Here is a 16,526-nt window from a genome sequence, read left to right on the forward strand (position 1 = left end):
CCCAAGGAACTTTGTGAACACACGGTCGATTCACAGAAACGACCGTGAGCCTAACCCGGTGAGGCGGATGAGGCTCCTGAATTCCCCAACAGGTCCTTGAAGTCCGCGGTGTCCTTGCCCGCCGGAGCCGCCACCTCCGCCTTCACGCCGTACGCGCTGTAGTACGCCGTCGACGACATCCGCCCGCTCGACAGCTCACCCTGCTCGACCTTCTTGACCAGCAGATTCCGCTCGTTGACCCAGATGTCGACCGTCTCGGTGCTGACCCCGGCCTGGACGAGCTGCTCCTTGAGCGCGGAGTCGGCGAGCGCGGCCACGTCCACCGTGCCCGAGTAGTGCGTCGTACGTTCACCGCGCACTGTTTCCGTCCCGGCCCTGCGGGCGTCACCGGAGGCCAGCAGGAGCTTCACCGGCTGCACGGGGGCGGTGTTGCGCAGTTGGTCCTTCAGATACGTCCCGGAGCCGCCGGGCAGGTCCGCCAGGTCGTCGTAGTCGTACCGGATCCAGTGCTTGCCCCGCATCTGGGCGGCGAACTTGTCGCCGACCTTGGCGTAATAGGCGTCGGGCAGCAGCCGGGCCTCCATGGAGGAGCTGTTGAGGGCCCGCATGGTGTCGGCCAGCTCACCGCCGGTGTAGGTGATGCTGAGCTTGCCGACCGGCTCGCCGGCCCAGCCGAGGACACCGGCCGTCCGCATGGAGAGCAGGTCGCCCATCACGGAGGACGAGCTGACGCGGGCGGAACCGGCCAGGTCGGTGGCCTTCTCTACGGCGTGCAGCGCGGCGGCCGTACGGGCGTCCGGGCCGGCCGTGCCCCGGGTCTGCTCGGCGTCCCCGTCGTCGGGGTCACCGGAGAAACTGCACGCCGACATGGCCACGCCCACCACCACGAGCGCGGCGGTCACCGCGACCGGCCTGACCGTCCGCCGTACGCCTCGTATCCCCCGTGCACCGCTGTGCCTCATCCGCACCCCTACCCCCTAGTACACCCCGTGATCTTCACGCTAACCCGTCCCTACGACAACGGGCCCCGCACCTCGAAAGGTTGCGGGGCCCGTCGTACAGAACGCGTACGCGCGGCTACCGGGGTGAGCGGAGGGCTCAGACGGCGGCCGGGTCCTCCTCGACGAGGAGGTTGCGGGTGCGGTTGGGGTCGAGCGGAACGCCGGGGCCGATCGTGGTGCTGATCGCGGCCTTCTTGATGTAACGACCCTTGGCGGCGGACGGCTTGAGACGGAGGATCTCCTCCAGCGCCGCGCCGTAGTTCTCCACCAGCTTGGTGTCGTCGAACGACGTCTTGCCGATGATGAAGTGCAGGTTCGAGTGCTTGTCGACGCGGAACTCGATCTTGCCGCCCTTGATCTCGGTCACGGCCTTGGCCACGTCCGGGGTCACGGTGCCCGTCTTCGGGTTCGGCATCAGACCACGCGGGCCGAGGACGCGGCCGAGGCGGCCGACCTTGCCCATGAGGTCCGGGGTGGCGACGACGGCGTCGAAGTCCAGCCGGCCCTTCGCCACCTCGTCGATGAGTTCGTCGGAACCGACGATGTCGGCGCCAGCGGCGGTCGCGGCCTCGGCACGGTCACCGGTCGCGAAGACCAGGACCCGGGCGGTCTTACCGGTGCCGTGCGGGAGGTTCACGGTGCCACGGACCATCTGGTCGGCCTTGCGCGGGTCTACACCCAGGCGGAAGGCGACCTCGACGGTGCCGTCGAACTTGCTCGTGGAGGTCTCCTTGGCGAGACGCACGGCTTCGAGCGGGGCGTAGAGCTTGTCCCGGTCGACCTTGGCGTCCGCAGCGCGGAGAGACTTGCTGCGCTTGCTCACTACTGCTCCTGATGTTGTTCTGAGGAGTCGTGGGGTAACGGGCCGAGCAGGCCCTGCCACGTACTACTGAAGACTTACGGGGTGGGGCTCAGCCCTCGACCGTGATGCCCATGGAACGGGCGGTGCCGGCGATGATCTTCGACGCGGCGTCCAGGTCGTTGGCGTTCAGGTCGGGAAGCTTGGTCGTGGCGATCTCACGGACCTGCGCCTCGGTGATCTTGGCGACCTTGGTCTTGTGCGGCTCGCCGGAGCCCTTCTCGACACCCGCGGCCTTGAGGATCATCTTCGCGGCCGGCGGCGTCTTGGTGATGAAGGTGAAGGAGCGGTCCTCGTAGACCGTGATCTCCACCGGGATCACCCAGCCACGCTGCGACTCGGTCGCGGCGTTGTACGCCTTGCAGAACTCCATGATGTTGACGCCGTGCTGACCGAGCGCGGGGCCGACCGGCGGGGCGGGGTTCGCCGCACCGGCGTTGATCTGGAGCTTGATAAGCCCCGTGACCTTCTTCTTCTTGGGAGGCATTCCGGGTCCTCTATCTTCGTTGGTCTTCGCTGTGCCCGACAGAAGCCAGGCAACCGCACCACGATAAGGGACACCGTGGCGAGGCGTGAAACCGAGCAGGTCAGGCCAGCTCCGGGAGAGCCGACCTGACCTGGACGGAAGCTGGTGACGTGCTAGTTCTTCTGGATCTGGTCGAACGACAGCTCGACCGGGGTCTCGCGGCCGAAGATCTCGACGAGGCCCTTGACCTTCTTCGAGTCGGCGTTGATCTCGTTGATGGTCGCCTGAAGCGTCGCGAACGGGCCGTCGGTGACGGTGACCGAGTCGCCGACCTCGAAGTCCAGCACCTGCACTTCGAGCTTGCGGGCCGGAGCGGGCCTGCCCTCGGCCTCGGCGGCCTCACGAGCGGCCTTCTCCTCGGCCTCCGGCGCGAGCATCTTGACGATCTCGTCCAGGGTCAGCGGGTACGGGTCGTACGCGTTGCCCACGAAGCCGGTGACACCGGGGGTGTTGCGGACGACGCCCCAGGACTCGTTCGTCAGGTCCATGCGGACGAGAACGTAGCCGGGAAGCTTGTTCTGGCGGACCGTCTTGCGCTCGCCGTTCTTGATCTGGGCAACCTCTTCCTGTGGCACCTCGGCCTGGAAGATGAAGTCCTCGACGTTGAGCGAGACGGCACGCTGTTCGAGGTTGGTCTTCACACGGTTCTCGTAACCGGCGTACGTGTGGATGACGTACCACTCGCCGGGGAGCGTGCGCAGTTCCTCGCGGAGGGCCTCGACGGGGTCGACGGGCTCGGCCTCTTCTTCGGCTTCCTCAGCCGCGGCCTCGTCGTCGGTCTCGTCCTCGACCTCGGTGGCGTCGCCGTCCTCATCGTCCTCGATGTGGATGGCGTCTTCCTCGGCGGGCTCCCCCACGGCGGCGTCGGCAGCGTCGACCTCGTCCTCGACCTCATCGGCGCCCTCGACGATGTCCAGCTCGTCATCCACGGACTCGTCCGGCACGATGGCGTCGTTCAGGTTCGGGTCAGACACGGTGGCTGCTTCTTCCTGGATACATGTGGGTGGAACATGCGAAAGGGGCGCCGCACCCGGCGCCCTTCGCTCTTGGCTCAGCCGAAGACGTACTTGGCGGCTTTGTCGAGGCCAAAGTCAATCACAGTCACCAGGCCGATCATGACGATCACAAAGACGATCACCACGGTCGTGTACGTCGTCAGCTGGTTACGCGTAGGCCAGACGACCTTGCGGAGTTCCGCGACGATCTGGCGGTAGAAGACCGCGAGACGCTTCAGCGGACCCTTCTTGGCACGCTTGCCGCCCTTGCGAGTCTTCTTGTCCGACTCGGGCGCCTCGTCCTGGGCATCAGGCATGTCGATGGAGCCCACGGCGTCCGCCATTCATCCTCACCTGTTCCCGGGTCGTGGCCGTGCCGCGCCCGGTCTGAGCCGCACGGCGATGCATTGCAGTACGTACATGCGCACACAGCCTGGTGACAGGCGTGTGTAGCAGGGCCGGAGGGACTTGAACCCCCAACCGCTGGTTTTGGAGACCAGTGCTCTACCAATTGAGCTACGACCCTTTGTGGTTACTCCAACGTACCGTACTCGTCCGGAAGCTCGGTGTGCACCGGATGAGCGCGGGCCGGTGAAGGCCAACGAGGTGAGAGTGTACGTGCTCCAGCGGCGATCGTCGAACAGAAAGCGCCCGCTGGGGCGTTGCCGACGGAAGATCGCCCAGCCCAGCCCCCGGATCCGGACGCTTGTTCAGCCTTCCGCCCCGCCCGGCACGTGTTCTTCTCCCCTTGGGTGATCCACTCCGGTATCCGGTCTGACCAATACGTGAAACCCGTGTGCCGTGGAGGTTTCCGGTCTGAAACGATGGGCACCATGAGCGCTGCAACCCCTTCCACCGAGCGCCGGGTCTCCGCCCGAGTCGGCGCGATCTCCGAGTCCGCCACCCTCGCCGTGGACGCCAAGGCCAAGGCCCTGAAGGCCGCCGGGCGCCCGGTGATCGGCTTCGGCGCCGGTGAACCGGACTTCCCGACCCCGGACTACATCGTCCAGGCCGCCGTAGAGGCCTGCTCGAACCCGAAGTACCACCGCTACACGCCGGCCGGTGGTCTCCCCGAGCTGAAGGCCGCGATCGTCGCCAAGACGCTCCGCGACTCGAACTACGAGGTGGACGCCTCCCAGGTCCTGATCACCAACGGCGGCAAGCAGGCCATCTACAACGCCTTCGCCGCGATCCTCGACCCGGGCGACGAGGTCATCGTCCCGGCCCCGTACTGGACGACGTACCCCGAGTCGATCCGTCTCGCCGGCGGTGTCCCGGTCGAGGTCGTCGCGGACGAGACCACCGGCTACCGGGTCAGCGTGGAGCAGCTGGAGGCGGCCCGCACCGAGCGGACGAAGGTCGTCCTGTTCGTCTCCCCCTCCAACCCCACCGGCGCGGTCTACAGCGCCGAGGACACCGAGGCGATCGGCCGCTGGGCCGTGGAGCACGGCCTGTGGGTCCTGACGGACGAGATCTACGAGCACCTCGTCTACGGCGACGCGAAGTTCACCTCGCTCCCCGCGATCCTCCCCGAGCTGCGCGACAAGTGCATCGTCGTCAACGGCGTCGCGAAGACGTACGCCATGACGGGCTGGCGGGTCGGCTGGATCATCGGCCCGAAGGACGTCGTCAAGGCGGCGACGAACCTCCAGTCGCACGCCACCTCGAACGTCTCCAACGTGGCGCAGATCGCCGCCCTCGCCGCCGTCTCCGGGAACCTGGACGCCGTCGCGGAGATGCGGGTGGCCTTCGACCGCCGCCGCCACACCATCGTGCGCATGCTCAACGAGATCGACGGCGTGGTCTGCCCGGAGCCCGAGGGCGCCTTCTACGTCTACCCATCGGTGAAGGCCCTCCTGGGCAAGGAGATCCGCGGCAAGCGCCCGCAGGACTCGGTCGAGCTGGCCGCGCTGATCCTGGACGAGGTCGAGGTGGCCGTCGTACCGGGTGAGGCGTTCGGCACACCGGGCTATCTGCGTCTGTCGTACGCCCTGGGCGACGAGGACCTCGTCGAGGGCATCAGCCGCGTACAGAAGCTGCTGGCCGAGGCGACGGACTGAGGGTTCTGACAGTTCTGATGAGAAGGCCGCTTCCCTTGGAGAGGCGGCCTTCTTTTCGTTCCCCGGTACGGGCATCAGTGCGAGCAAGACCACGTTCAGGGAAAGCGCTACCGATAGGAGCCGGACGTACGGCAGGATCCTGGAATGGAGCACGTACGTGATGTCTCTGAACTGCCGAAAGCCCATCTGCACCTGCACTTCACCGGGTCGATGCGTTCCGCGACCCTGCTGGAACTGGCCGACAAGTACGGTGTGCGGCTGCCCGAGGCGCTGACCGACGCCCTCACCAGCGGGGAGCCGCCGAAGCTCCGGGCGACCGACGAGCGGGGCTGGTTCCGCTTCCAGCGGCTCTACGACGCGGCCCGGTCCTGTCTGCGCGAGCCCGAGGACATCCAGCGGCTGGTCCGCGAGGCCGCCGAGGAGGACGCGAAGGACGGCTCGGGCTGGCTGGAGATCCAGGTCGACCCGACCTCGTACGCCCCTCGCCTGGGCGGTCTCATCCCGGCGCTGGAGGTCATCCTGGACGCGGTGGAGACCGCGGGCCGGGAGACCGGGATCGGGATGCGGGTCCTGGTGGCCGCGAACCGCATGAAGCACCCCCTGGACGCGCGCACACTGGCCCGGCTGGCCGTGCGGTACGCGGACCGGGGGGTCGTGGGCTTCGGGCTCTCGAACGACGAACGGCGGGGCATGGCCCGGGACTTCGACCGGGCGTTCGCCATCGCGCGCGAGGGCGGCCTGCTGTCGGCCCCGCACGGCGGCGAGCTGACGGGCCCGGCGTCGGTCCGTGACTGCCTGGACGACCTGCACGCGTCCCGGATCGGCCACGGAGTGCGGGCGGCGGAGGACCCGCGTCTGCTGAAGCGCCTCGCGGACCGCCAGATCACCTGCGAGGTCTGCCCGGCGTCGAACGTCGCCCTGGGCGTGTACGAGAAGCCCGAGGACGTGCCGCTGCGCAAGCTCTTCGAGGCGGGCGTGCCACTGGCGCTGGGCGCCGACGATCCGCTCCTCTTCGGCTCCCGCCTGGCGGCCCAGTACGAGATCGCACGCCAGTACCACGCGTTCACGGACGCGGAACTGGCCGAACTGGCCCGGCAGTCGGTACGGGCTTCGGCGGCGCCGGAGGGCGTACGGGCGAAGCTCCTGGCGGGGATCGACGACTGGCTGGCCAACTGAGGGACACCCTCAGAGGCTGACGCCGACCGTCACCGGTTCGTTGACGAGGGTGACCCCGAAGGCGTCCCGGACCCCGGCGACGACCTCGCGGGCGAGGGCGAGCAGGTCCTCGGTGGTGGCCTGGCCCCGGTTGGTGAGGGCCAGGGTGTGCTTGGTGGAGATACGGGCGGGTCCGGTGCCGTACCCCTTGGTGAAGCCGGCCTTGTCGATCAGCCAGGCCGCCGACGTCTTGGTGCAGCCCTCCTCCGCCGGGTAGGCGGGCGGTACGGCGTCGGCGCCGAGCCGCTCCGCCACGCGCGCGTGGAAGGCGGCGAACTCGGCGGGCGTGAGGATCGGGTTGGTGAAGAAGGACCCGGCGGACCAGGTGTCGTGGTCCTCGGGGTCCAGGACCATGCCCTTGCCCGCGCGGAGCTTCAGCACGGTCTCGCGGGCCGCGTCCAGGGGTACCCGCTCGCCGGGCTCGACGCCGAGGGCACGGGCCGTCTCGGCGTACTTCAGGGGCGCCGACAGCCCGTCCGCGTCCTCCAGGGCGAAGCGGACGCGCAGGACGACATGGCGCTCGGGGTCGGCCTTGAAGCGGCTGTGGCGGTACGAGAAGGCGCAGTCGGCGCCCGTGAGGGTGACCGTCTCGCGGGCGATCCGGTCGTAGGCGACGACCTCGGTGATCGTCGAGGACACCTCCTGGCCGTACGCCCCCACGTTCTGGATCGGCGTCGCACCCGCGGAGCCGGGAATCCCCGCGAGGCACTCGATCCCGGCGAGCCCCGCCTCGACCGTGCGTGCGACGGCATCGGTCCACACCTCGCCGGCGGCCAGCTCCAGCCCCGTGCCGTCGAGGTCGAAGCCGGTCGTGGCGATCCGCAGAGCCGTCCCCGCGAACCCCTTGTCGCCGATGACCAGGTTGGAGCCGCCGCCGATGACCAGGAGCGGGGTCCCGGAGTCGTCGGCCTCGCGGACGGCGGCGATCACCTCGGCGTCGGTCGTCGCCGTGATCAGCCGGTCCGCGGGGCCGCCGAGCCGGAAGGTGGTCAGCGGGGCGAGGGGAGCGTCGTGGATTTCCTGCACGCGCCCAAGACTACGAGACCCCACTGACAGTGCCCGCCTGCCGTGCTCAGCCCAGCTGAACGACGGCCCGGGACATGCCCAGCACCTTCTGCCCCGCGCACACGGCGAGGAGGTCGACGCGGACCTTGTTGTCGTCGAGCTTGGCGCCGACCTTGCCGCTGACCTCGATCGTTGCGCCCTTGTCGTCGTTGGGGACGACGACCGGCTTGGTGAAGCGGACGCCGTACTCGACGACCGCGCCCGGGTCGCCGACCCAGTCGGTGACGACGCGGATCGCCTCGGCCATGGTGAACATGCCGTGCGCGATGACGTCGGGCAGACCGACCTCGACCGCGAACTTCTCGTTCCAGTGGATGGGGTTGAAGTCCCCGGAGGCGCCCGCGTACTGGACGAGGGTGGCGCGGGTCACGGGGAAGGTCTGGGCGGGCAGTTCGGTGCCGACCTCGACCTCGTCGTAAGCGATCTGCGTCGCCATCAGGCCTCGCCCTCCTCGGGGGCCGCCGCGCGAGCGACGAGCTTGGTCCAGGCGGTCACGACGTGCTCGCCCGCCTCGTCGTGGACCTCGCCGCGGATGTCGATGATCTCGTTGCCGGCCATGGACTTGATGGTCTCGATGGTCGAGGTGACGGTGAGCCGGTCGCCCGCGCGGACGGGGCGGACGTAGGCGAACTTCTGGTCGCCGTGCACCACTCGGCTGTAGTCCAGGCCGAGCCGCGGGTCCGCCACGACGTCTCCCGCCGCCTTGAAGGTGATGGCGAACACAAAGGTCGGCGGGGCGATCACATCGGGATGGCCGAAGGCCTTGGCGGCCTCGGGATCCGTGTACACGGGGTTGGTGTCACCCACCGCCACCGCGAACTCGCGAATCTTCTCCCGGCCGACCTCATAGGGCTCGGTGGGCGGATAGGACCGCCCCACGAAGGACTGGTCGAGCGCCATGGACTCGGCACCTCCTGAGTGATGTCCTGAGCGACGTTCTGAGTGATGCAACGACGCGAGGCCGCCCCCCAACCAACAGGGGACGGCCTCGACGTACGAGCCTGATTTAACTATCGCGTTTCGCGGTGCGCGGTGTGCGCATTGCAACGCGGGCAGTGCTTCTTCATCTCCAGTCGGTCCGGGTTGTTACGCCGGTTCTTCTTGGTGATGTAGTTCCGCTCCTTGCACTCCACGCAGGCCAGCGTGATCTTCGGGCGGACGTCGGTGGCAGCCACAGGAGTGCTCCTTGACGAACGGATGGGACGATGAACGCATAAAAGAGTAGCCGATCGAAGGACCGACCCCGCAATCGGCTACTGTCAGTAGCGGTGACCGGACTTGAACCGGTGACACAGCGATTATGAGCCGCTTGCTCTACCGACTGAGCTACACCGCTGCGATGCGATCGGACCCCGCCTTGCGACGGGGACCTACCACACCAGAGCCCCAATACGGAATCGAACCGTAGACCTTCTCCTTACCATGGAGACGCTCTACCGACTGAGCTATTGGGGCGAGCGATGAAGACATTACACGCTCGGCTGCCGTTCACCCAAATCCGTTTCGCGGCCGCCGTCCCGCCCTGTTCCGGCCCTCGTTCAGCGCTCCGCCCGCACGCCGAAATCCCCTCCCCCAGGAGCCCCGAGGCCCCCCTCCCGCAACCGCTCGCACACCCCCTCGCCAGGGATCTTTCCCATCCGGCGGACCACACCGGTACGACTATTCCGCTCCTCCGCAACACGGACGGATGCCCGCCCTAGGCTCGACTCACTCTGCGTGATCTTGTGTCCTCTCTTGCGCGCAGCCGCCCCCGAGCACAGGAGCGCGATGCCCGACAGCCAGCCGCAGCCGCCCCACTCCTCGTCGCCCGCTTCCTCGGGCGATCCGGCGGCGCTCCTCCTCTGCGGCGCGCGTCTCACCGACGGCCGGACCGTGGACGTACGGCTGGGCGGCGGTCGTATCGAGGCGGTCGGCACGGTCGGCAGCCTCAGCGCGTACGCCACTCGCGTGGACCTCAGCGGCTACCTCCTCCTGCCGGCCCCCGCCGAGCCGCACGCCCACGGCGACACGGCCCTGTCCGCCGATGCCGACGGCCCGGTCTCGTACGACCCGCAGGACGTCCAGCGCCGGGCCACGGAGGCCGCGCTGCTGCAACTCGGGCACGGCGCCACGGCATCGCGCTCGCACGTGCGGATCGGCGACGTACCGGGACTTGGCGCGCTGGCCGCCGTACTACAGGCGCGGCGGGCGTTGCGCGGCCTCGCCGAGCTGACGGCGGTGGCCATGCCTCGGGTGCTGACCGGCGCCGCCGGGGCGGACGGTCTTGCGATGCTGCGGGACGCGGTGAAGATGGGCGCGTCGGTGGTGGGCGGCTGCCCGGACCGCGACCCCGATCCGACCGGCTATGTCGAGGCGGTCCTGGAGGTCGCCTCCGAGCACGGCTGCCCGGTCGATCTGCACACGGACGGTGACGACCCGGCCCGGCTGGCCCGCCTCGCCGCGATGGCGGGCGGTCTGCGTCCCGGTGTGATGATCGGCCCCTGCGGCGGCCTCGGTCGGCTGCCCGCCGAGGTGGCCTCGCGAGCCGCGGACCAGCTGGCGGCGGCGGGCGTGACGGTGGCGTGCCTCCCGCAGGGCGGCTGCGGGGGCGCCGAGCGCCGTGCGACGGCTCCGGTACGACTGCTGCGGGCGGCCGGGGTCCGGGTTGCGGCGGGCAGCGGCGCGCTGCGGGACGTGGCGAACCCGGTGGGCCGCGGGGACCCCCTGGAGGCGGCGTACCTGCTCGCCTCCCGTCACGGTCTGCGCCCGGAGGAGGCGTACGACACCGTGAGCACGTCTGCGCGGGCCGTGCTCGGCCTGCCGGAAGTCCGCGTGGAGGCGGGCTTCCCGGCGGAACTCCTGGCGGTCCGGGGCGACCGCCTGGCCGGCGCGCTGTCCCTGGCCTACAGCCGAATCGTGGTGCACAGGGGGCGCGTTGTGGCACGGACGAGCGCGGTACGGGAGTACTGCAACACCCCGGCAGCGGCGCCCCTGGATCTGCCGAGGCAGGGGCGTACGGAGTTGTCGTGAGGTGAGTGCGGGCCCCTGTGGGAGCTGTGCGGCGAACGGGGCGGTCCGGGCGTACGGTCGAAGGCATGCGCATTGTCATAGCTGGAGGTCATGGTCAGATCGCGCTGCGGCTGGAGCGTCTGCTCGCCGCGCGCGGTGACGAGGTCGCGGGCATCGTCCGCCGCCCCGAACAGGGCGACGATCTGCGGGCGGCCGGCGCGGAACCCGTCGTGTGCGACCTGGAGTCGGCGTCGGTGGAGGAGGTCGCGGAGCTGCTGCGGGGCGCCGACGCGGCGGTCTTCGCGGCGGGCGCGGGCCCGGGCAGCGGCACGGCCCGCAAGGACACGGTGGACCGGGGCGCGGCGGTGCTGTTCGCGGACGCGGCGGTCCGGGCGGGGGTACGCAGGCACCTGGTCGTGTCGTCGATGGGCGCCGACCCGGCCCACCCGGGCGACGACGTCTTCGACGTCTACCAGCGCGCGAAGGGCGAGGCGGACGCCTACGTCAGCGGCCTGGACGCGCTCGACTGGACGATCCTGCGCCCCGGCGCCCTGACGAACGACGCCGGCACGGGCCGCGTACGCCTGGAGGCGGACACGGGACGCGGCGCGATCCCCCGCGACGACGTGGCCGCAGTCCTCACGGAACTCCTGGACACCCCGGCGACGGCGGGCCTGACCCTGGAGCTGATCAGCGGCTCGATGCCGGTCTCGGTGGCGGTGAAGTCGGTGGCGGGCAACTGAGAAGTGGGCGACGGGCCGGAAGATCTGAAGATCAGAAGAGGGGCAGCTGGCCGGGGAATTCGGGGACGACGTACCCGTCCAACGAGGGCTGGGCCGCCCCGAGTTCCGCCTGCCGCCGAGACCCGGGGCACGAGACGAGTTCACCGCTCCCCCGGGCCCCCGGCGGATCGTGCCGCGCGAACCTCCCGGCGACGACAGCGATCTCCCGCCGGCACTCGGGACAGTGCCGACGACGGGACGACGACGCGAACGACGACCGTGACATCGATGACATGGGGCCACTCTCCCTCATGACCCAGGCCCGCGCCGACAACGAAAAGGCCCTCTTTTCTCTACGTTCCCGCAGAGAAAAGAGGGCCTTCAACGTGGCGGCGCCAGGGTTCGAACCTGGGTAGGCTGAGCCGGCAGATTTACAGTCTGCTCCCTTTGGCCGCTCGGGCACACCGCCAAGGTTTGCTGCCCTTCGAACCGCTTTTCGGCGGTGCTCCGTGGCAACGACGTAAACGATACCCGATGCACAGGGGTGCTTCGCCACTCGATTGAGCGGCGCTCGGGGGGTAAGGGGTGGCTAGGCTTATGCGGATGCGGCCCGGGACGTACGCCGGGCTCGGCTGCTGCCCCCACGCATGCCGAATCGCAACCCACAGATCCCGACAAGCACCCCATACAAGGAGCCACAGGACATGGCCGACTCCAGTTTCGACATCGTCTCGAAGGTCGAGCGGCAGGAGGTCGACAACGCCCTCAACCAGGCCGCCAAGGAGATCTCCCAGCGCTACGACTTCAAGGGCGTGGGTGCCTCGATCTCGTGGTCCGGCGAGAAGATCCTCATGGAGGCGAACTCCGAGGAGCGGGTCAAAGCGGTCCTCGATGTGTTCGAGACCAAGCTGATCAAGCGCGGCATCTCGCTGAAGGCCCTGGACGCCGGTGAGCCGCAGCTCTCCGGCAAGGAGTACAAGCTCTTCGCCTCGATCGAGGAGGGCATCTCCCAGGACAACGCGAAGAAGGTCGCGAAGATCATCCGTGACGAGGGCCCCAAGGGCGTGAAGGCCCAGGTCCAGGGCGACGAGCTGCGCGTCAGCTCGAAGAGCCGCGACGACCTTCAGGCCGTGCAGGCACTGCTCAAGGGCAAGGACTTCGACTTCGCGCTTCAGTTCGTGAACTACCGGTAGTCCATGAGCGGTTGATGAACTGACGAGTTGACGAGGGGTGGGCGCTGCACGGCGCCCACCCCTCCCTTACTGCCGGCTGCGGACCAGGTGCGCGCTCAGTCGCGCGAGTTGCCGAACAGGATGCGGTACGCGACCAGCAGCACGAGCGAGCCGCCGATCGCCGCCGCCCACGTGGTGCCGTCGTAGAAGTCCTTACTGATGGGGTGGTCGAGGAAGCGCGCCGAGATCCAGCCACCGATGAACGCGCCCGCGACGCCGATGACCGTCGTGCCGATGAAGCCGCCCGGGTCGCGCCCCGGCAGCAGGAACTTGGCGATGGCCCCGGCCAACAGCCCCAGGATGATCCAGCCGATAATGCTCATGCCGTGAACCTGCCCCTCTGTGCTGTGCTCGAACTGTCCCGGCACTGTGACTTCGTCGACCTCTGGTGGCGTGATCCCGCCGGTCGGCTTCGCCGGGCTGGTGCCGGTGCGTTCGTGTTGGTGCGTTGTTGGTGTCGCGTTGCTGTACACGACGTCAACGCGCTGCCCGGCGGTTGCACCGGTCAGTAGGGTGCGGCTCATGACACAGCCCGGTGCGGAATCGTCCGCCGAACTGCGACGCACCCTTGGCGTCGGGGACGCCGTGGTCATCGGGCTCGGTTCGATGATCGGGGCAGGCGTCTTCGCAGCCCTGGGACCCGCAGCACGCGCGGCCGGGTCCGGGCTGCTGCTCGGGCTCGGCGCGGCGGCCGTGGTCGCCTACTGCAACGCCATGTCGTCCGCCCGGCTGGCCGCCCGCTACCCCGCCTCGGGCGGCACCTACGTGTACGGGCGTGAGCGGCTCGGCGACTTCTGGGGCTATCTCGCGGGCTGGTCGTTCGTCGTCGGGAAAACGGCCTCCTGTGCGGCGATGGCGCTCACCGTGGGCGCGTACGTCTGGCCGGGGCAGGCGCACGCGGTGGCGGTCGCGGCCGTGGTGGCGCTGACCGCGGTGAACTACCGCGGCGTCCAGAAGGCCGCCTGGCTGACGCGGACGATCGTGGCGGTGGTCCTGGCTGTCCTCGCTTCCGTCGTGGTGGTGTGCCTGGGCTCGGACGCCGCCGACGCCGGCCGGCTGGACGTCGGGGCGTCCGGTGGTGTGGGCGGAGTGCTTGAGGCGGCCGGGCTGCTGTTCTTCGCGTTCGCCGGGTACGCCCGGATCGCGACCCTCGGCGAGGAGGTCCGGGATCCCGCGCGCACCATCCCCCGCGCGATCCCCTCGGCGCTGGGCATCACGCTGGTGGTGTACACAGCGGTGGCGGTGGCTGTCCTTTCCGTGCTGGGGTCGAGCGGTCTCGGCCAGGCGACCGCCCCACTGGCCGACGCGGTCCGGGCGGCGGGTGTACCGGGGCTGGTTCCTGTCGTACGGGCCGGTGCCGCCGTGGCCGCGCTCGGCTCGCTGCTCGCCCTGATCCTGGGTGTCTCACGGACGACGCTGGCCATGGCCCGTGACCGTCATCTGCCCGGTGCCCTGGCCGCCGTGCATCCGCGCTTCCAGGTGCCTCACCGGGCCGAGTTGGCCGTGGGTGCGGTGGTCGCGGTGCTGGCCGCGACGGTGGACGTACGGGGTGCTGTCGGCTTCTCCTCCTTCGGGGTGCTGGCGTACTACGCGGTGGCCAACGCCTCCGCCTGGACACTGAGTTCGGCGCCGGCGTCGCGGGTGGTGCCGGCGCTGGGGCTTCTCGGTTGCGTGACGCTGGCGTTCGCGCTTCCGGGGGTGTCGGTGGTCGTGGGCACGGGTGTGCTGGGTCTGGGGGCGGTCGTGTACGGCGTGCGGCGGCGGTGGTGGCCGGCTTCGGGGTCGTCGGCCTGACCTCACCGCTGACGGAACTCGGGTCGGTTACTCGGTTACGGAGCCTGGACCGGCGGTGTCGCTGTCGCCGTGCGTATGCGGAGGTCGGGCCAGGGCTCCAGATCCATGTCGGCGTTGAGTTCCTCGTACCAGCCCGTGCCGTCGAGCCAGGCCCGCAGCCACTCCGCGAGGCCCGGGGCGTCGGTGTACCACGCGTGGTCGGCGTCGTCGGCGTTCGGCTCGAAGAGCAGGACGGCGCCTTCGGGCGTACGGCAGTCCACACACGCGTACATTCCGCAGCCCCAGTGGGATATCGGCAGGATGCCCTCGGGCCAGGGCCAGTCCGGGTCCTTGCGGGCCTCCTCGCGGTTGGCGAGGTACTGGGCGACGACGGCCGGCTCGCCTGCGGGCGCACTGTCGAGCAGGGGCAACAGGCCGTATTCCGGGCCGAATCCGCCGTCTCCTATCCGGAGATAGAGCGCGGCCAAGAGCGGTGGCAGGGGGAAGCCGAGGGCGGTCTCGGCGCGGTCGAGCGTGGCCGTGTCCACGGGGGCGGGAAGTGAAGGCCAGCCCCACGGCCGGGTGTTGCGGGCCTCGGCCGCCACCCGTGTCAGCAACTGCTCGATCTCGGTCATGGATTCATGATGCAGGCCGCCACTGACAATCGGGCGGGCCTGTGGACAACCGGCGGGCCGGGACGGGAGCCCACCGGCAGCCTGTGGAAAACGGTCGGGCAGGTGCCGACCGTTTCCCCTCCTCCGGCCGGACTACCAGCGCGAGCTGAACGGCTGGTCCGTCGGCACGATTTCGCGGCCGAGCGGCATCAGGGAGACCGGGATGAGCTTGAAGTTGGCGAAGCCGAACGGGATACCGATGATCGTGATGCACAGCAGAACACCGGTGACGACATGGGCCAGCGCGAGCCACCAGCCCGCGAGGACCAGCCACAGCACGTTGCCGATGCAGGAGGGGGCACCCGCGTCGCGACGCTCGACCGTCGTACGGCCGAAGGGCCAGAGGGCGTACACGCCGATACGGAAAGCGGCGATGCCGAACGGAATGCCGATGACCGTGATGCAGAGCAGCGCGCCCGCCAGCACATAGCCGAGGAACAGCCAGAAGCCGCTCAGGACGAGCCAGATGATGTTGAGGATTGTCTTCACTGGGGGCGACCTGCCATCTTTTCGAGCCGGGCGATGCGCTCCGCCATCGGCGGGTGCGTGGAGAACATCTTGGAGAGTCCCTGGCCTGGGCGGAAGGGGTTCGCGATCATCATGTGGCTCGCGGTCTCGATCCGCGGCTCAGGGGGCAACGGGAGTTGTTTCGTGCCCACTTCCAGTTTGCGCAGGGCGCTCGCGAGGGCCAGCGGGTCGCCGGTGAGCTGGGCGCCCGACGCGTCGGCCTCGTACTCTCTGGAGCGGCTGATGGCCAGTTGGATCAGGGTGGCCGCGAGCGGGCCCAGGATCATGATCAACAGCATGCCGAGGATGCCGGGACCGTCGTCGTCGTTCGAGCGGCCGATCGGGATCAGCCAGGCGAAGTTGACCAGGAACATGATCACGGAGGCCAGGGCGCCCGCGACCGACGAGATGAGGATGTCGCGGTTGTAGACATGGCTCAGCTCATGGCCGATGACGCCGCGCAGCTCACGTTCGTCCAGGATCCGCAGGATGCCCTCGGTGCAGCACACGGCCGCGTTGCGCGGGTTGCGGCCCGTCGCGAACGCGTTCGGTGCCTCGGTCGGCGAGATGTACAGGCGCGGCATGGGCTGGCGGGCCTGGGTGGAGAGGTCGCGGACCATGCGGTACAGGGCCGGGGCCTCGAATTCGCTCACCGGGCGGGCGCGCATCGCGCGTAGAGCCAGCTTGTCGCTGTTCCAGTACGCGTACGCGTTCGTACCGATCGCGATGAAGAGTGCGATCACGAGGCCCGTACGGCCGAAGAAGCTGCCGATGACGATGATGAGTGCGGACAGTCCCCCGAGGAGTACGGCTGTCCTGAGCCCGTTGTGCCGGCGGTGCACGGTACGCCCTCCAAGTGGTGCGGCAGGGGAACCCTGGTGTCAGGTCCAGTGGACCCTTCTGTACTGG

Annotated in this window: 20 protein-coding genes and 4 tRNA genes; 6 read left to right on the forward strand and 18 right to left on the reverse strand. The window is 69.3% G+C overall.

All coding sequences use genetic code 11. The features are described from left to right. Nucleotides 1–50: 50 nt before the first annotated feature. The 6 genes from OG787_RS18150 to OG787_RS18175 all read right to left on the reverse strand — a co-directional run bounded on the left by OG787_RS18150 (nt 51) and on the right by OG787_RS18175 (nt 3,907). Nucleotides 51–962 (reverse strand): hypothetical protein, encoded by a 912-nt coding sequence (locus tag OG787_RS18150; RefSeq protein ID WP_405535744.1) that lies wholly within the window; start codon nt 960–962, stop codon nt 51–53. 136 nt (nt 963–1,098) lie between these two features. Further along, a complete protein-coding gene (gene rplA, locus OG787_RS18155) occupies nt 1,099–1,824 on the reverse strand; it encodes a 50S ribosomal protein L1 (RefSeq protein ID WP_369036424.1) in 726 nt (241 codons plus the stop codon). 88 nt (nt 1,825–1,912) lie between these two features. Continuing rightward, entirely contained in the window at nt 1,913–2,347 is a 435-nt protein-coding gene (gene rplK / locus OG787_RS18160) for a 50S ribosomal protein L11 (protein WP_020132675.1), read from the reverse strand. Between the two features lie 152 nt (nt 2,348–2,499). Then, nucleotides 2,500–3,360: a transcription termination/antitermination protein NusG gene (gene nusG, locus OG787_RS18165; RefSeq protein ID WP_369036423.1), complete on the reverse strand. Its 861-nt coding sequence runs from the start codon at nt 3,358–3,360 to the stop codon at nt 2,500–2,502. A 77-nt stretch (nt 3,361–3,437) separates the two neighbouring features. Further along, the gene (secE, locus tag OG787_RS18170; RefSeq protein WP_327695295.1) at nt 3,438–3,725 is read right to left on the reverse strand and encodes a preprotein translocase subunit SecE; all 288 of its coding nucleotides are present in this window, start codon (nt 3,723–3,725) and stop codon (nt 3,438–3,440) included. A 109-nt stretch (nt 3,726–3,834) separates the two neighbouring features. Next, nucleotides 3,835–3,907: transfer RNA gene (locus OG787_RS18175), tRNA-Trp, on the reverse strand. A 307-nt stretch (nt 3,908–4,214) separates the two neighbouring features. Here OG787_RS18175 and OG787_RS18180 point away from each other — a divergent pair. Together OG787_RS18180 and OG787_RS18185 are read left to right on the forward strand one after the other, a co-directional pair. Further along, a complete protein-coding gene (locus tag OG787_RS18180; RefSeq protein ID WP_235475562.1) occupies nt 4,215–5,441 on the forward strand; it encodes a pyridoxal phosphate-dependent aminotransferase in 1,227 nt (408 codons plus the stop codon). Between the two features lie 144 nt (nt 5,442–5,585). Then, on the forward strand, nt 5,586–6,617 hold the full coding sequence (locus tag OG787_RS18185) for an adenosine deaminase (RefSeq protein WP_369036422.1): 1,032 nt from the start codon (nt 5,586–5,588) through the stop codon (nt 6,615–6,617). A gap of 9 nt (nt 6,618–6,626) precedes the next feature. On the opposite strand, the gene OG787_RS18190 is transcribed toward OG787_RS18185, so the two are convergent. The 6 genes from OG787_RS18190 to OG787_RS18215 all read right to left on the reverse strand — a co-directional run bounded on the left by OG787_RS18190 (nt 6,627) and on the right by OG787_RS18215 (nt 9,176). Further along, complete coding sequence (locus OG787_RS18190; protein ID WP_405540519.1) at nt 6,627–7,712, reverse strand: UDP-N-acetylmuramate dehydrogenase; 1,086 nt, start codon at nt 7,710–7,712, stop codon at nt 6,627–6,629. 16 nt (nt 7,713–7,728) lie between these two features. Next, on the reverse strand, nt 7,729–8,157 hold the full coding sequence (locus OG787_RS18195) for a MaoC family dehydratase (RefSeq protein WP_405535745.1): 429 nt from the start codon (nt 8,155–8,157) through the stop codon (nt 7,729–7,731). Continuing rightward, nucleotides 8,157–8,621 (reverse strand): MaoC family dehydratase N-terminal domain-containing protein, encoded by a 465-nt coding sequence (locus OG787_RS18200; RefSeq protein WP_369036420.1) that lies wholly within the window; start codon nt 8,619–8,621, stop codon nt 8,157–8,159. Before OG787_RS18200 ends, OG787_RS18195 begins: the two co-directional genes overlap by 1 nt. Nucleotides 8,622–8,731: 110 nt before the next feature. Continuing rightward, nucleotides 8,732–8,896 carry a 50S ribosomal protein L33 gene (gene rpmG, locus OG787_RS18205; protein ID WP_003948671.1) on the reverse strand — a complete coding sequence of 55 codons (165 nt, stop codon included), beginning with the start codon at nt 8,894–8,896 and terminating at the stop codon, nt 8,732–8,734. Nucleotides 8,897–8,984: 88 nt separating this feature from the next. Continuing rightward, a tRNA-Met gene (locus tag OG787_RS18210) sits at nt 8,985–9,057 on the reverse strand. Nucleotides 9,058–9,103: 46 nt separating this feature from the next. Beyond that, nucleotides 9,104–9,176 (reverse strand) — tRNA-Thr (locus OG787_RS18215). A gap of 312 nt (nt 9,177–9,488) precedes the next feature. On the opposite strand from OG787_RS18215, the gene OG787_RS18220 reads away from it, so the two are divergent. Both OG787_RS18220 and OG787_RS18225 read left to right on the forward strand, forming a co-directional pair. Further along, nucleotides 9,489–10,730 (forward strand): amidohydrolase family protein, encoded by a 1,242-nt coding sequence (locus OG787_RS18220; protein WP_369036419.1) that lies wholly within the window; start codon nt 9,489–9,491, stop codon nt 10,728–10,730. Between the two features lie 65 nt (nt 10,731–10,795). Beyond that, nucleotides 10,796–11,452, forward strand: a complete 657-nt coding sequence (locus OG787_RS18225) for an SDR family oxidoreductase (protein WP_369036418.1) — start codon at nt 10,796–10,798, stop codon at nt 11,450–11,452. A gap of 31 nt (nt 11,453–11,483) precedes the next feature. On the opposite strand, the gene OG787_RS18230 is transcribed toward OG787_RS18225, so the two are convergent. Both OG787_RS18230 and OG787_RS18235 read right to left on the reverse strand, forming a co-directional pair. Then, complete coding sequence (locus OG787_RS18230) at nt 11,484–11,726, reverse strand: hypothetical protein (RefSeq protein WP_369036417.1); 243 nt, start codon at nt 11,724–11,726, stop codon at nt 11,484–11,486. Between the two features lie 92 nt (nt 11,727–11,818). Then, nucleotides 11,819–11,900: transfer RNA gene (locus tag OG787_RS18235), tRNA-Tyr, on the reverse strand. A gap of 235 nt (nt 11,901–12,135) precedes the next feature. Between OG787_RS18235 and OG787_RS18240 the strand changes: the two genes are divergently transcribed. After that, complete coding sequence (locus OG787_RS18240; RefSeq protein WP_235475569.1) at nt 12,136–12,624, forward strand: YajQ family cyclic di-GMP-binding protein; 489 nt, start codon at nt 12,136–12,138, stop codon at nt 12,622–12,624. A 95-nt stretch (nt 12,625–12,719) separates the two neighbouring features. Here OG787_RS18240 and OG787_RS18245 read toward each other — a convergent pair whose 3' ends face one another. Then, the gene (locus OG787_RS18245; protein WP_235479946.1) at nt 12,720–12,986 is read right to left on the reverse strand and encodes a GlsB/YeaQ/YmgE family stress response membrane protein; all 267 of its coding nucleotides are present in this window, start codon (nt 12,984–12,986) and stop codon (nt 12,720–12,722) included. Between the two features lie 199 nt (nt 12,987–13,185). Here OG787_RS18245 and OG787_RS18250 point away from each other — a divergent pair, with 199 nt between their 5' ends. Beyond that, nucleotides 13,186–14,457, forward strand: a complete 1,272-nt coding sequence (locus OG787_RS18250) for an APC family permease (RefSeq protein ID WP_405535746.1) — start codon at nt 13,186–13,188, stop codon at nt 14,455–14,457. A gap of 35 nt (nt 14,458–14,492) precedes the next feature. Here OG787_RS18250 and OG787_RS18255 read toward each other — a convergent pair whose 3' ends face one another. The 3 genes from OG787_RS18255 to htpX form a co-directional block, all read right to left on the reverse strand. After that, nucleotides 14,493–15,071 (reverse strand): SMI1/KNR4 family protein, encoded by a 579-nt coding sequence (locus tag OG787_RS18255; RefSeq protein ID WP_369036415.1) that lies wholly within the window; start codon nt 15,069–15,071, stop codon nt 14,493–14,495. A 132-nt stretch (nt 15,072–15,203) separates the two neighbouring features. Further along, nucleotides 15,204–15,599, reverse strand: coding sequence for a YccF domain-containing protein (locus tag OG787_RS18260; protein WP_369036414.1), 396 nt, complete (start codon nt 15,597–15,599; stop codon nt 15,204–15,206). After that, nucleotides 15,596–16,459 carry a zinc metalloprotease HtpX gene (gene htpX / locus OG787_RS18265; protein WP_369036413.1) on the reverse strand — a complete coding sequence of 288 codons (864 nt, stop codon included), beginning with the start codon at nt 16,457–16,459 and terminating at the stop codon, nt 15,596–15,598. The genes OG787_RS18260 and htpX overlap by 4 nt, the downstream gene beginning before the upstream one ends. Nucleotides 16,460–16,526: the final 67 nt, after the last annotated feature.

The organism is Streptomyces sp. NBC_00075 (assembly GCF_045041225.1).
In the GTDB taxonomy this organism is placed as follows: domain Bacteria; phylum Actinomycetota; class Actinomycetes; order Streptomycetales; family Streptomycetaceae; genus Streptomyces; species Streptomyces adonidis.